Below are 15,293 nucleotides of genomic sequence, written 5' to 3'. Positions count from 1 at the left end.
GTCGCAGAATATCATTGATTCATGGACCGGCTATTCCAATTCTGCGACGGTCACACCGTTCCCGCCTTCTCCGTAATTGCCCAGCCGGTAGCTTTTAATATGTTTATGCTTACGCAGGTAATCCTGAATACCGGAACGTAAAATTCCTGTACCTTTACCGTGAATAATATAAACTTGGCCCAGGTTGGCAAGGAAAGCTTCATCAATGAACCGGTCTGTCTCCATCAGGGCTTCTTCCAGGTTGGTACCGCGCAGATCCAATTCACTTTTCACATTGTCATCACGTGTGCGCTTCATACCCGTTACCGGCTTTTGCTTTGGTTTGGCTGCGGGAGCCGATTGCTGCAGTTCCAGGTCATCCAGGGATACTTTCATTTTCATAATCCCCAGTTGTACCATAGCGTCTTTGCTGCCCGCCATCTCTACAACATGGCCTTTTTGATTCAAACTGTAGACAAGCACTTCATCACCAGGACCGATAGCACGAGTCTTCGGCGCTGTTGCCGTCTTCTTGACCGTTTTTCTGCGTTTCTCCGGTTCAGCCTCGTCCAGCTGTTTGCGGGCAGCAATGAGTTTGTGCTCCTTCACGGAAGCACCTTCTTCCATAGCCAACAGGCGAAGATCTGCTATAATCTTCTCCGCTTCCGCGCGAGCTTTGTCCACAATGCTGCGTGCATCTTCTTCTGCTTTTTCAATCCGGCGATCCCGCTGCTGTTCCAGCTTCTCCAGTTCGGTCTGATGACGACTGCGTAATTTCTCCATATCCTGGCGCAAGCTCTCTGCCTTCTCACGCTCTTGTTCAGCTGTAAGACGGTTCTCTTCAAGAGAAGCAATCATGTGCTCAATCCGTTGATCCTCTTCCTTCACTTCGCCACGGGCGTAGTCGAGAATGTAACCCGGCAGTCCCAGTCGCTCTGCAATGGCAAATGCATTACTTCGTCCAGGTACACCCACTAGAAGGCGATAGGTTGGACTCAGTGTGTTGATGTCAAATTCCATGCTGGCATTAATGACACCTTTACGCTCATATGCGTATGCTTTCAGTTCACTGTAGTGAGTGGTTGCAACCATGCGACATCCCGTCCGGTGCATATGCTCCAGCATGGAGATCGCCAGTGCGGAACCTTCAGCCGGATCTGTCCCTGCTCCAAGTTCATCGAGCAATACCAAACTTTTTGGCGTCATGTTTTTCAGAATGCGAATGATATTGGTCATATGACTGGAGAAAGTACTCAGATTCTGCTCGATACTCTGCTCGTCCCCAATGTCTGCATAGATCGCATCAAATACACATAACTGACTGCCATCCTCAGCCGGAACAAATAAACCGGACATGGCCATCAGGCTCAGCAATCCAATCGTTTTGAGCGTTACCGTTTTACCACCCGTATTGGGACCTGTCACGATAATGGATGTATAATCATTGCCCAACTCAATGTCAATTGGTACCACGTTTTCAATCGGAATCAGTGGATGACGGCCTTTCTTGAGCTTCAGGAACCCGCGGTCATTCATGCGAGGCAATGTTGCTTTCAGTTCACGAGCCAGACGTGCTTTGGCAAAGATAAAATCAAGTGATCCCAGCAAGTCGACATCATACAACAGCCACTCTCCCTGTTCACTGACAAGTGCCGTCAATTTCTGCAAAATAATTTCTATTTCGCGTTCTTCCCGAATCCGAGTCTCGCGTAATTTGTTGTTCATTGCAACAATGGATTCCGGCTCAATGAACAATGTCGCACCCGAACCGGATTGATCGTGCACAATCCCGCCAAAGTACGAACGATATTCAGCTTTCACCGGGATAACAAAACGGTCTCCTCTGATGGTGATGAGCTGATCCTGAAGCATCTTGGATACGGTAGAGGATCGAATCATGGAATCCAGTTTTTCGCGAATCCGTGCTTCTCCGCCTCGCAGCTCACGACGAATCTGCGCCAACGTAACGCTTGCACTGTCGGCAACCTCTGCATTATCGTCAATACAGATTTTGATGGCATCCTCAAGCGTTTTTTGCTCTGACAGTTGATCACTAATATAGAACAAAGATTCGATGGGCTCATCTTCATGCAAAGTACCAATCTGACGTTTCAATCGCCGCGCCGCAAAAGTTGTATTGGATATTCCCAAAAGTTCGTGAGGGTTAAGTGTACCTCCAATTTCAGCACGTTTGATGGAAGCCGAAATATCTACAATTCCCCCAAATGACGGTGAGCCTTTCAGGCGATCAAATGTGAAGGCTTCATCGGTTTGCTGCAGCAACCGCTTCACTTCTTCAAGTTCACTGCTTGGTTCAAGTTGCTCCGCTTTCTTTTTTCCCATGGTCGTCTGGGCAAAGCTAAGCAATGTATTTAAAATTTTGCGATATTCCAGTGTGTGTAAAATTTTCGTGTCCAAGTGTACAACTCCTTCCAAACTATATCTGTATTATAACGAAAGAAACTTTCTTACGCTATTTAACGAATCCTTCCACACATAACTTCAACCATAGCACCACAAACTACAGGTGTCAGGATTGTGCAACCTCTCCATCCCCTTGGAGTTGCCCTGCTCAGTTCAATCCGAATAAAAGGAGGTAAACACCATGAATTTCCTGGGACATGTCGTGCGATTTATCATCGCTGCAATTGTATTAATGGTGGTTAGCTGGATCGTTCCCGGATTCGCCGTTGGTGGCTTCTGGAGCGCCCTGTTGCTTGCTCTTGTCATTGCCCTGCTCGGCTGGATCGTTGAAGGTATCTTCGGCAAAAGAGTCAACCCGTTTGGTCGCGGTATTGTCGGATTTATCGTTAGCGCACTGGTGATTTGGCTTGGTCAATATGTTGTAGATCATGTTGAAGTCAGCCTGCTCGGTGCCATTCTCGCTGCGCTGGTTATCGGGATTATCGATCTCTTCATCCCGGTATCCACCCCTTTTGATGCCGGACGAAGCTCCAAAAGTTAATCTCCACTTCACCTTAACGTCCCCATGTATTCTCCTAAACCTCTGAAGGCCCTGGGCCGGAAGGGGTTTATTTCATTCAGGCAGTGCACACGCTCTGCCGTACACGTACAATTTTCAAAAAAACGACATACGCAGCGTGTACAGGCATCCACATATTGCGGTATGATGACTGGAGCAATCATTCAAATTTTATCCATATCACGCTTTAAGGAGGCACATGATGAAGAAAGGCATAACATGGCTCGCTGCCTGTATGTTAATTCTGGTCCTCACTGCATGTGGAGGGGCGAAACAGTCCGCAGAATCTGGCAGCAATGGATCCGATGCGGATGCTGGAGTTACAGCCAGTGAAGAATTGGTCATCAAGGCAAGTAACTATGAATTCGATCAACCTGAGTACCATCTTAAAAAAGGCGTTCCCGTTAACATTGTTTATAAAAATGAAAACGGAAATCACGGTATCCTTGTACCTGAGCTGAATCTTCAACTGGATACCAGAAATAGCTCCAAAGTCATAACCCCGGACAAAGTTGGTGAGTTTGAAATGTCCTGTTCTGTCTTCTGTGGTTCAGGACACAGCAGCATGATCTCCAAAATTATCGTTGAAGAATAGTATTCAAGACAAGGAGCCCCCGCAGCGACGGGAGCTCCTTCTTTAGTATAACAAATTGTACCAGAGTACGTTGCCCACGATCCAGTTCTGCTACATTCATTCCGCTAGGTCTGGTCCTGTTCAATCAATTCAATCCATTCGTTATATTCCGTCTGCAATTTCTTATATTCATCATGCAACTGACGATATTCCGTGTTCAGCTGCTCTGCCTTCTCCTGCTCCATTTCACGTTCAACCTGTAACAAACGTAATTGATTGGCCGCTAGTTCGTAACGCTCCCCCATCTCAAGCAGTTCAGTTTCCATGATCTCTTTCTCTTGGGTCGCTTCTGCACGTAACTTGTCCAGCTGCTGTCGTTCTTGTTCCAGTCCCTCCAGCAACTCACTACTTGCCGCACTTTCTCTCTTCCAAACCGTCAGTTCATTCTCAAGTGCAGCCCAGCGTTCCTGCCAGGTTTGTTCCTGAGCCGCCCATTCATCTGCACGGCGTTGCCATACCTGGTCGTTCTGCTCTGCTTGTTCAACACTTGAGCGAAGTTCTTCTTCACGTCTTGTCAACTGCTCCAGACGGGATGCCAACTCGGTCTGTTTGGCTGACAGTTCTTCGTATTTGATCTGCCACTCCAACGCTTCTTCCTCAGTCTGGGCTAGCCGGCTCTCTTGCTCAGAGTAACGCTCGGAAAGTTTAGCTGAAGACTGTCTCGCTTCTTCAAGTGCGCTCACAATCTCCTGTTTCTCCTTGCTCAGTTCATCCAGCTTGGAACTGTAATTCTCTTCACGTTGTAATGCATCACTGTAATCATTACGGATTTGTTTATAGTTATCCTGAAGTCGGTTCAGCTCTTCCCGAACAACATTTAGCTCAACTTCAAGCTGATTACGTTTCTCTTCCAAAAGCTCTGCATCCTTCTGGTATTGCACAGCCTCTTCATGGTTGAAACGAGACTCTTCCTTCACCACGGACAATTCATCATGAAGGGATTGCACACCAGACTCCAACGTTTCATTTTGTTCAGCAACTTCAAGAATCTGATTCTCCAGGTCTCCGATCTCAGCCAATCGCTGCTCAGCAAGGTCCTTCAAGGACTGCTCACGTTCCGTAAGCGTGCCGATCTCATTCTGCAATGTACGCACCGCAGCATGAGCTTGTTCAAGCACTTTTTGCAGTCTGCGCTGTTCCTCTTCCGACTTCACTTCAGCCTCACGAAGCTTTTGGGCTTCCTGTTCAAGCTGTGAATGTTGCTCCTGAAGTTTGCGTAGCTGTGCTGTGAGAGAGGTTTCTCTATCCACAGTTTCATTATACTTCTGCTTCCATTGTTCCTGTGAATCACGGGATTGCTGGGCAGCCTGTTCCGTTTCACGCAGAAGCTCCTGCAACTGGGAACGGTCCTCTTTCAACTGTTCCAGTTGTTGCTCCAGTTCCGTAATTCGGCGAGTCTGAACTTCCTGCTCCTGTTTACGGACCCCATGCTCATGACGTAACGATTCCAATTGACCACGCTCGTGCTGAAGCTGCTGTTCTTGCTCTGCAACCATGTCCTGTGCACTGATGAGCTGGGTCATCACTTCTTCCAATTGCTCTTCGACATCTAATAGTCGAGTCTCCGCCTGTATACGTTGTTCCTCAAGTTGCTGTTTGAGCTTGCCCTGTTCTTCTTGCAATAAGGCCTCTGCCGCCACTTCGGCTTCTTTCGCCTGGGACGCTGCTGCTTCCTTGGCTTGCTGCAATTGTTCCTCGAGGGCTGCTTCTTTCTCCATCCATTCGAGTTCCAACTGCTCGGATAACGCCTTGAACTCCGCATTCAACTGATTTATCTCAGTCAGGCGCTTCTGCTCCGCTTGTTCCTGTAAGGCAGACCGTTCCTGATTCGCCTGATCCGTGAGCTCTTGTGTCTGTTGCAGCGCTTTTTCTTCAGCCTGTTGAAGACGAAGTTCCATCTGTTGCTGAAGTTCGTTATATTGCAGCGCTGCCTCTTCCTGAGCTTTCTTCAGATTGCTCTCTGCCTGCTCCAACTCGGACAAAATGGCCGACTCGGCTTCTTCCTTGGCTGCCTGAACCTGCTGCGCAGCCTTCGCTTCAATCTGTTGACGTTCTGCAACGGCACGGCTTTCGGCTTCTTTTAATTGAGCTGCAGTCTTGTCCTGCAACTCTTTATATTGTGCCGCAGCTTTGGCCTGTGCCTGCTGCAATTCCGCTGCAGAACGGTTCTGAGCTTCTTTGAGCTGGGAAGCTGCCTGTGCCTGTGCATTTTTAAGCTGGTTAGCCGCTTTCTCTTCCATTTCCTTCAGCTGTTTCGTTCCCTTGGCTTCTGCTTCCTTCAGTTGTGCCGTCGCTTGGGCCTGCAATTTCTGCACTCGCTCCGTTGCTTGGGCGCGTTCTTGCTCCAGCAGCTTATTCAACTTGGCTATCTCTGAATTTTTGTCCGATTCGGACTTTTGCAGCGCCTGCTCTGCTTCAATCTTCAGCTGTTTCAAATCAGCAAGAGCCTGGTCACGCCGTTCCAATTCTTGTTGATGTTCATTTTGTATGGCGTTTAACCGATTCAATTCGTTTCTCAGTTCTGTACGTTCTCCAGTGAGCATCTTCAGTTCATTACGGATTTCCTGAGTCTGAAGAGACTGTTCAGCCATATGTACAGCCGCCAGTACCGCAATACGCGGAGTATCCAGACGGGAATTTTGCTTGGAGATTGCGCCCATACGCTCATCTACCAGGTTAGCTACTTGTTTCATATAGTCGGCACTGCTGCCAACCAGTTTATAGGAAGTCCCGTAGATCTCTACGGTGACGCGTGTACGATCAGGTGTAGTCACAGTTGTGCCCTCCTTCAAGTCTGTATGTTGATTCTAAGCTGTAATCACAAAAAAGTCACATCGATCCTCTAATGCTAAGGATTCGATGTGACTTCAAACAATTCCTGCTAATCTTTGTTCAAAAAATCTTCTTTTGTCCTATTTACGCAATTCCGCTCCGAATTGCTCTTCCAGACGAGCCACTACACGGGCATGAACTTCAGTAACTTCCTCATCGGTGAGTGTACGTTCACGATTCCGGTATACCAATGCCATCGCCACGCTCTTCTTGTTTTCACCCAGTTTACTGCCAGTAAACACATCGAATACCTGTACGTTTTGTAACAATTCACCCGCCGATTCACGAATGGCGCGCAGCATATCTCCAGCTTCAACATCCTCATTCACAACAACCGCGATATCACGTTCCATAGCCGGGAAACGCGGAAGTTCACGATAACGAATATCAGCGTCTGCTTCGCTGTAGATCGATTCAAGTGCAATCTCTGCGATGTACACATCATTCAGATCATACTGCTGTTGCAGTTCCGGATGCAATTGACCCAATGTACCGATCAATGTGCCTTCCCCGCCATCCTTACCTTCCAGGTAAACCGATGCGGAACGTCCCGGATGGAATCCTTCAGGGCTGTTTGCTACCAAGCGAATGCGTTGTTCAAGCCCCACATAGGCGAACAGATGCTCAAGAGCACCTTTCAGATCGAAGAAGTCTACTTTCTCCGCTCCGACATTCCACTGCTGGCTTGCACGATTCCCGGTGAGCAGCAAGCCCAGTACCGGAATCTCATGTGGTTGCTTGGTCAACTGATCTTCTTCGGTGAAGAACACATTGCCCACTTCAAATACAGCCAGTGAATCCTGTTTACGGTTCATGTTATACACCGCTGCATCCAGCATTTGCGGCAAAATACTCGTACGAAGCACACTGCGGTCCTCACTCATAGGCATAGCGAGTTTCACGGCTTTACTACCTTGTGTCAATGCCGGGAACAATGTCGCTTTATCCGGGTGTACAAAGGAGTAACTGATCATTTCCTGCCAGCCACTGCCGGAGAGCAATCCACGAATCGTGCGGCGCATTGCTTGAGAGCGTGTATATGCCCCTGGAGTCGTCGGTCCTTCAATCCATGTGGTTGGAATGTTGTCGTATCCGTACAGGCGTGCAATCTCTTCAAACAAGTCTACATCGAGCGTAATATCCCCTCTGCGTGTTGGCACTTCCACATCCAGCAATCCTTGATCTGCATCACCACATGCAAAGTGCAAGCGAGCGAAGATCGTTTTCACCTCAAGCAAAGACAGATCAGTTCCCAGATAACGATTCAGTCTGTCCAGCGACAATTGAATTACACGTTTCTCCGCAGCTTCTGCTCCAGCTTCCACGATTCCCTGGTGCACTTCACCTTCAGCATAACGCTGAATCAGTTCAGCCGCACGATCCAAAGCCGTAATGACCGCACCCGGGTCTACTTCCTTTTCAAAACGCATGCTTGCTTCGGAACGCAGCCCCAGTTGGCGCGACGTTTTCCGAACGGTTCCGCCGTCGAACTTGGCGGACTCCAAGAGCAGATTCACCGTGCCTTCCGATACCTCGGAATTCTCGCCACCCATAACCCCAGCGATGGCTACAGGTTTCACGCCGTCCGTGATGAGCAACATGTGCGGCTCCAGCTTACGCTCCTGGCCATCCAGCGTAACAATCGTTTCGCCTTCTTTAGCCATCCGCACTTCAATATGGCCCTTTTCCAGCTTATCCGCATCGAATGCATGTAGCGGTTGACCGTATTCCAGCATGACATAGTTCGTGATATCAACGATGTTATTGATTGGGCGAACACCTGCCGCCATCAGACGGTTTTGCATCCACAGAGGGGAAGCACCCAGTTTAATGCCAGTTACATAACGAGCTGCATAGTGAATGCATTGCTCCTGTGCCTTGATCTCTACAGAGATATGATTCGCGGCTGCATCACCAATTTCAACCAGTTGGTCTTTGGGAGTTGGCAGCTTCACTTCACGACCCAGAATGGCACCCACTTCATAAGCTGCACCACGCATGCTGAGACAGTCGGAACGGTTCGGTGTCAGGTCCAGTTCAAGCACATGATCGTCAAGACCAAGAACCTGGCTGATTGGCGTGCCAACCTCCGTTTGTTCTGGCAGAACGAGAATACCTTCCTGCTGATCTTTTGGCAGCAATTTATCGTTCATGCCCAGTTCTTTAGCGGAACAGATCATGCCAAGGGAAACAACACCGCGCAGTTTGGCTTTTTTGATATCCAATCCACCAGGGAGCTTCGCTCCGACCAGGGCTACGACTACTTTTTGGCCTGCATCCACATTTTTCGCACCACACACGATCTGCAGATCTTCTTCCTGACCAGCATCAATAACACATACATTCAGTTTGTCTGCATCGGGGTGTTTCTCCTTGCTCTTCACATAACCTACAACAACTTTATTCACGCCCTTGTTGCGGTTCTCCACTACATCAATTTCTACTCCCGCACGGGTGATTTTCTCTGCCAATTCCTGTGGCGTCACACCTTCAAGGGAAATATAATCAGACAGCCAATCTGTCGATACTCTCATGGACGTTCACTTCCTTCATCTATAAATTGGTGTTCCCGGTTCATTCGCTTGCTCTATATACGTTGATCCATTGTTTTGTTAAATTACAGCCGTCCGAATTGCTTCAGGAAGGTCAGATCACTGTTGTAGAAGTGACGGATATCATCGACACCATACTTCAGCATCGCGATACGCTCTACGCCCATACCAAATGCGAAACCACTGTATTTCTCCGGATCATAACCACCCATTTCCAGTACTTTCGGGTGAACCATACCGCCGCCCAAAATTTCAAGCCAGCCTGTTTGCTTACATACGCGACAGCCGCTGCCGCCACATTGTACACACGTTACATCCACTTCCGCACTTGGCTCTGTGAACGGGAAGAAGCTTGGACGCAGACGAATTTCCGTGTGGGAACCGAACATTTCGCGTACGAATTGCAACAGGGTTCCTTTTAGATCGCTCATACGAATGTTTTCGCTAATGACCAAACCTTCAACCTGGTTGAATTGGAAAGAGTGCGTCGCATCGTCGTCATCACGGCGGTATACTTTACCTGGGCAGATGACTTTGACAGGCACTTCGCCCTTCATGCTCTGCATGGTACGTACTTGAACCGGAGATGTATGGGTACGCATCAACAAGTCTTCGGTAACATAGAAAGAATCCTGCATATCGCGCGCCGGGTGATTCTTCGGCAGATTCAATGCTTCAAAGTTGTAATAATCCATTTCGACTTCAGGACCTTCCGCAACGCGGTATCCCATACCGATGAAAATATCTTCGATCTCCTGTACCACTTTGGTCAGTGGATGCAGTCCGCCTTGACGTCCACGACGTCCTGGCAGAGTCACATCAATTTTCTCGGATTGCAGACGCTTCGCTGTCTCTTCCTTCTGGAACTGATCCTGCTTGCTGTCGATGACTTCCTCAATGGCAGCCCGAACATCGTTGGCTACTTGACCAATAACTGGACGTTCCTCCGCACTAAGCGCACCCATACCACGCAAAATTTCAGTCAATGCACCCTTTTTCCCCAAATACTTTACACGCAGATCACCGAGCGTCTGCGGATCATTCACACCAGACAACTGCTCCAGCGCTTCGATCTTCAATGCCTCTAAACGTTCTTTCATGTGTAATTGCCCCCTTTTTGTGGTGTTTTTGCAACAAAAAAAGGCCTTCTCTCCCCTGAAGGGACGAAAAGACCGTGGTACCACCCTTGTTAGACATCCATTGCTGCGTGGCCCTTCTGGCCTGCAACTGGTTCTGTCTCACTTTGTACGGAATAACGACCGTTAACCGTTTGCCCCTACTGTTGCCTCTGTGTCTGCACACAAACAGGTTCAGGGAACCGCTTCGGAGTGAATTTCGGCAGCCTTGTTCTACAGAAACGCTCTCAATCTACGGCGCTTCCTCCCTGTCCAGAGGCACTGCTTACTTATCTCCATCATCACGTTTGCTTAGTTTACCTATATCGATGTAATCATCGATGATCGTTCATAATTATATGCAAAATAAATCGAAATAGCAAGTCGTCCATGTTCTAATTTATGCTTGCACCCTTATCTTTCAATTGTTTAAGCCGCTGCTGGATTTCGCGAATCTCAGCTGCCTCGACTGCTCGCTCATTCGAATGCTCCGGCTGTGTCAGACTGTCTTTTCCAGCAGTGCTCACAGGAGACAGCAACTCCGATAGGCGCATCTCCAATCGTAACCGCTCATCATCGGATTCTCGGGTCTCCAGCGCTACCTCCCGAAATTTGTTGGACTGCCCCCAATCCGTTACGCCTCCTTCAAACAGAGTTGCTGTGCCACCAGCCTCCAGATCGCATAACCGATTCGCGAGTGACTTCGTCAGCATCCGGTCATGGGATACAAGCACCAAAGCACCTGAAGCCTGTTTTAATACATTTTCCATGACTTCCTGGGTATCGATGTCCAGATAGTTCGTTGGTTCGTCCAGCACCAGCAGATTCGCTCCGCCAAAATACAGTCTCAGAAATGCCACTCTGCACTTTTCCCCCATGCTCAAATCCCCAATACGCTTGAACACATCATCCCTGGAAAATAGGAAACATCCCAGAATGGTACGTGCCGCACTTTGTGTCATGGATGGAAGGGTAAGCAAGCTGTCCAGCAGCGTCAGGTTCTCGGGTAGCCCTTCCAGCTCCTGTGAAAAGTAACCGATTCTCAGCTGTGGATGCCGTGTGACCTTGCCTTGCGAAGGTTCCAGCTCACCAATCATCAACTTCAACAGTGTTGTCTTGCCCGTTCCATTAGGGCCTCGTACGGCAAGCCGATCTCCACGTTCCACAGTAATTCGAAGATCACGCAGCAATAGTTTTTCTCCCGTATATGAAAAACTCACCTCTTCCAGCGCAAGCAGCTGGCGTGCAGCCAGTGGATTCATCTGTAATTCCATGTTCAACTTTGCAGCTTCACGAGGTTTATCCACCCGTTCCCGCTCCAAACGTTCCAGCTGTTTTTGTTTCGCATGGTAACGTGAAATATTTTTGTTGGCTTTGGCTTTGTAGAAGCTCTGGGTGATCTTCACCTCCACATCAGTCGCCGAATTATGCGCTTTATGGAACCATTCCTGATAATTTCGAATCGTTTCTTCCAGCGCTTTACGTTCCAACTCCTGCCTGCGGTAGATCGTTTCCTGTTCGCGTAATTCACGCTCTTTGTGGATTTTGTAGTCGGAGTATCCGCCCTTGTATTTGGCCAGGGCATCTGGACTGAACTCAATGACGCCTGTTGCTACCTGATCAATAAACGTACGATCGTGTGATACAAATAACAGCGTACCTTCATATGAGGATAACCACTCTTCAAGCCAGCGCATGCTTCCCTCATCCAGATGATTCGTCGGTTCATCCAGGATCAGGAATTTGGGTTTGCTGACAAGCAGTCCCGCCAAACGAGCCTTTGTTTTTTGTCCACCGCTCAAAGAATGATAGGGTCTGTTCCAATGCTCTGCGGATAATCCAAGGCGAGTCAGTACTTTCTCTACCTCAGTCTCCCACATATAACCATTCAACTGTTCATATTGCTCCATCACTTTAGTATAAACTGCAAGCAGCTCTTCATCAGCTTCAGTGCTAATGCTCAACCGTTGTTCCAGTTCTTCCAAGTTCCGTTTCACTTCATAGATCTGACCGCTCTCACGCCGGACTGCATCCAGTACATTCATCCCGGCCTCAATCTCCGAGCGCTGGCGCATGAACCCCCATTCCTGCTGAGGGATATGACGTTCAATCCGTCCACCACCATGCTCCTCACCCAAAATGATGCGTAACAATGTCGTCTTGCCGCATCCGTTGCGACCCAAAATGGCGAGTCGCTCGCCCTCATTAATCTCCAAATTCAATCCTGTAAACAATTCATTGCCGTTCCATTCTTTTGATACTTCATGTAAGCGTACCAATGTCATCATGAGGCCTCATCCTTCCTGCATCCTTTTTGCTGAACAAAAAAAACCGCTGGCATCAGCCGGCGGTTTGGCAATTCAGGGTTGGATCAAGCATTCAAAGACAGATCTAAGGTAAGCTACGGCATGAACAAAGAAACCCCAAATACAGGGTACACGTAAACCTTCATGGCTTACTTGTTCCATACCTTTTCCCATAGCTGAATTTGGACACACGAATCCCCTCATTGCTCAGCCGCTCTGGCTGACTGCGTTATAAAACCGTCTGCAGTTAACTGGGGTTCAATTCATGTGTTTTACTTCATGGGACGTATGGTTACCTCTCATTCATGTGTAGTATCAATTTCTCCGTTATTGTACCAGATCATTGTTAAAAAGCAAAGGTTACCCTCATATTTCTTTTAGGGCAAAAGAAAAAAGCCCCTGCATCGCAAGGGCTCTGGGTACTGCTTCGTTAAGCGGGTGATGGGAATCGAACCCACGCTATTAGCTTGGAAGGCTAAAGTTCTACCATTGAACTACACCCGCATGATTGATGATTCATAATTAAGTTCCGTTCGGAAGTTAACAGTGATTTTACAAAGAATAATATACCATAATCCTCTGTAGCATGCAAGTCAAATTTACCATTTTTTTCATTAAGCATCCATCTAAAAAAAACAGGAGCACTCACGTGCCCCCGCTGTTCCCTATCCTGTGGGTTTATCCACATCTCTCAAAAACCGCTTTTCAAAATCAGCGGCTTCAATCGGTTTGCTGAAGAAATACCCCTGTGCCTCGTGACAATGCTGATTGCGAAGAAAGACCATCTGATCTTCATTCTCCACACCCTCAGCTGTCACTTTCAGATGTAAATGATGTGCCATTGAAGTGATGGTGGATACGATCGCAGCATTATTGCTGTCCTCCATGACCTCGTTAACGAATGAACGGTCAATCTTGAGCCGGTCAATCGGCAGATCCTTCAGATAATGCAACGAGCTGTATCCCGTTCCAAAATCATCAATACTGATATGCACACCAATCTCTTTGATTTTACGTAACTGCTCGAATGCCCGGTCTTTATCAAATGTCATACTCTCCGTAATCTCCAGTTCAAGCCATACCGGCTCAAGCCCCGTCTCCTTGAGAATGCCATTGATATTGTCCAATAGATGCGAATGCCTGAACTGTCTCATGGACAGATTCACCGAGACACACAGTTTACGATAACCGGCTTCCTGCCACAGCTTATTCTGTGCACATGCTTCACGTAGCACCCATTCGCCAAGCGGTACAATCAACCCACTCTCTTCTGCGAGAGGAATAAATTCTGCCGGAGATACCGAGCCTCGCTGCGGATGCTGCCAGCGCACCAATGCTTCCATGCCGACGATTAGCCCACTTTGCAGATTAACCTGCGGCTGGTAGACCAGGTAGAACTGACCTCGATCCAACGCTTTGCGCAGATCATTCTCAAGCTGCAAACGCTCCTGTGCTTTCATCTGCATCGCATGAGCATAACGGTTCAATTCCATGCCCTGTTCCTTGGCATTATGCAGAGCCGTATCTGCATTCTGAATAATCTCCTGCGGTGACTCGCCATCATGCGGGAAAATAGCCATCCCGATTCCAAGTGTAAGATGATACTCATTACCATCAACCAGGACTGGCTTCTCGAAGAGTTGCAAAATGGATCTTGTTCTCCGCAAAGCTGTATCGGTTGTGCTGAAATCTGTCATCGTCAATGCAAACTCATCTCTTCCCAAGCCGAATACTTCTTCTCCTGGAAGTGACGAATGTTTCAGACGTTGACCTACCTGGCGCAGAACCCGGTTAGCTGCTTGCTGTCCGAGCGAATCATTAATGGTCTTGAACCGATTAATATTCAGGACGAGCACACCGACAAGCTGTTCCTCCACCACGGCATCATCCATCATCATTTTCAACCGCTGCGAAAGGCGACGACGGTTTGGAAGCCCCGTCACATCCTCATGATGGGCAATATAATTCATCTTGGCTTCAGCAACCTGCTGTTGCAGGAACGGCGTATCCACAACGGACGTGTACAACCCTTTTTGGATGAAAAAATATGCCATACAGTTACTCAGCAATCCGAGCAGCAGATTGAGATCGTTCACCCCTGTGGCGGAAACAAAATAACATTCCCCAAAGAAGAAACACAGAATGCCGCATAGAATGGATGGCAAGTCACCATCCTTGGTTTTTTTCCATTGTACAAACAAAATTACGGCAATAATGCCATACAGCAATCCGACCATAAAATGAACCCGGGTGAAAATCCCACCAAGCACTTCACCCTCAAGCATATTCGGCAACATGCTCCATTCCTGAATAGCCAATGTGTATAAAATAACAAAGGTACCCAATGTCCCACTGAACAGTAAGAATTTGCGCGGTAATGCAATTTCCTTCTCATTTATGGTATACACGAGCAGTAAACCTACTGAACATACCATAGATCCCATGGTTGACATCATCAAGGAGAATTCCGACTCCATCATCGCTCCGTTCGGAATCTCTTCTGCAAATGAAACGATATGAACCAGTTCAAACAGACCAATCAATAAAAAGAGTGTTGTCAATAACACCCTCCGAAGGGTCAGCTTCTGTGTCCGAAACAACCAGCTTTGATTATAAATGCCGATACAAGCCGCCGCCGCAGCGAATCCACCCAAGAGTGTCAAAACAGGGTAACCCGATATGATCAGATCAGAGCTTGAAGAACAACGAAACCATTGACTTGCGAGGAAACACAATAAGCCGCATACAGCGACCCAACCTATTTTTCTCTGATCTTGCAGATTAACCTTCATGCCGTGTTTTCCTTCCCGGGATCACCTATCCTGAATTACATTAACCAAACTTTCTAAGCTTGCTTACACAATTCGACAAAAAACATATTTACCAACGTTC

The 15,293-nt window shown here is 47.9% G+C and carries 8 protein-coding genes and 1 tRNA gene; 2 read left to right on the top strand and 7 right to left on the bottom strand.

Annotated elements, in window-relative coordinates:
• Positions 1 to 30 precede the first annotated feature (30 nt).
• Positions 31 to 2,397 carry an endonuclease MutS2 gene (locus MHI12_RS08755; RefSeq protein WP_405172170.1) on the bottom strand — a complete coding sequence of 789 codons (2,367 nt, stop codon included), beginning with the start codon at positions 2,395 to 2,397 and terminating at the stop codon, positions 31 to 33.
• A gap of 187 nt (positions 2,398 to 2,584) precedes the next feature.
• On the opposite strand from MHI12_RS08755, the gene MHI12_RS08750 reads away from it, so the two are divergent.
• Positions 2,585 to 2,944 carry a phage holin family protein gene (locus MHI12_RS08750; RefSeq protein WP_017689637.1) on the top strand — a complete coding sequence of 120 codons (360 nt, stop codon included), beginning with the start codon at positions 2,585 to 2,587 and terminating at the stop codon, positions 2,942 to 2,944.
• Positions 2,945 to 3,161: 217 nt separating this feature from the next.
• Complete coding sequence (locus MHI12_RS08745) at positions 3,162 to 3,557, top strand: cytochrome C oxidase subunit II (protein WP_373461337.1); 396 nt, start codon at positions 3,162 to 3,164, stop codon at positions 3,555 to 3,557.
• Between the two features lie 104 nt (positions 3,558 to 3,661).
• Here MHI12_RS08745 and MHI12_RS08740 read toward each other — a convergent pair whose 3' ends face one another.
• The 6 genes from MHI12_RS08740 to MHI12_RS08715 form a co-directional block, all read right to left on the bottom strand.
• Entirely contained in the window at positions 3,662 to 6,370 is a 2,709-nt protein-coding gene (locus MHI12_RS08740; RefSeq protein ID WP_405172169.1) for a hypothetical protein, read from the bottom strand.
• Positions 6,371 to 6,508: 138 nt separating this feature from the next.
• A complete protein-coding gene (pheT, locus tag MHI12_RS08735; RefSeq protein ID WP_405172168.1) occupies positions 6,509 to 8,962 on the bottom strand; it encodes a phenylalanine--tRNA ligase subunit beta in 2,454 nt (817 codons plus the stop codon).
• 83 nt (positions 8,963 to 9,045) lie between these two features.
• The gene (gene pheS, locus MHI12_RS08730) at positions 9,046 to 10,080 is read right to left on the bottom strand and encodes a phenylalanine--tRNA ligase subunit alpha (protein ID WP_017689641.1); all 1,035 of its coding nucleotides are present in this window, start codon (positions 10,078 to 10,080) and stop codon (positions 9,046 to 9,048) included.
• 410 nt (positions 10,081 to 10,490) lie between these two features.
• Positions 10,491 to 12,383, bottom strand: coding sequence for a ribosomal protection-like ABC-F family protein (abc-f, locus tag MHI12_RS08725; protein WP_405172167.1), 1,893 nt, complete (start codon positions 12,381 to 12,383; stop codon positions 10,491 to 10,493).
• Positions 12,384 to 12,834: 451 nt separating this feature from the next.
• A tRNA-Gly gene (locus tag MHI12_RS08720) sits at positions 12,835 to 12,905 on the bottom strand.
• A gap of 161 nt (positions 12,906 to 13,066) precedes the next feature.
• A complete protein-coding gene (locus tag MHI12_RS08715; RefSeq protein WP_405172166.1) occupies positions 13,067 to 15,193 on the bottom strand; it encodes an EAL domain-containing protein in 2,127 nt (708 codons plus the stop codon).
• Positions 15,194 to 15,293: the final 100 nt, after the last annotated feature.

This window comes from Paenibacillus sp. FSL H8-0280, assembly GCF_045040665.1.
Taxonomy (GTDB): domain Bacteria; phylum Bacillota; class Bacilli; order Paenibacillales; family Paenibacillaceae; genus Paenibacillus; species Paenibacillus xylanexedens_A.
This window is presented reverse-complemented; position numbering and strand designations above follow the sequence as displayed.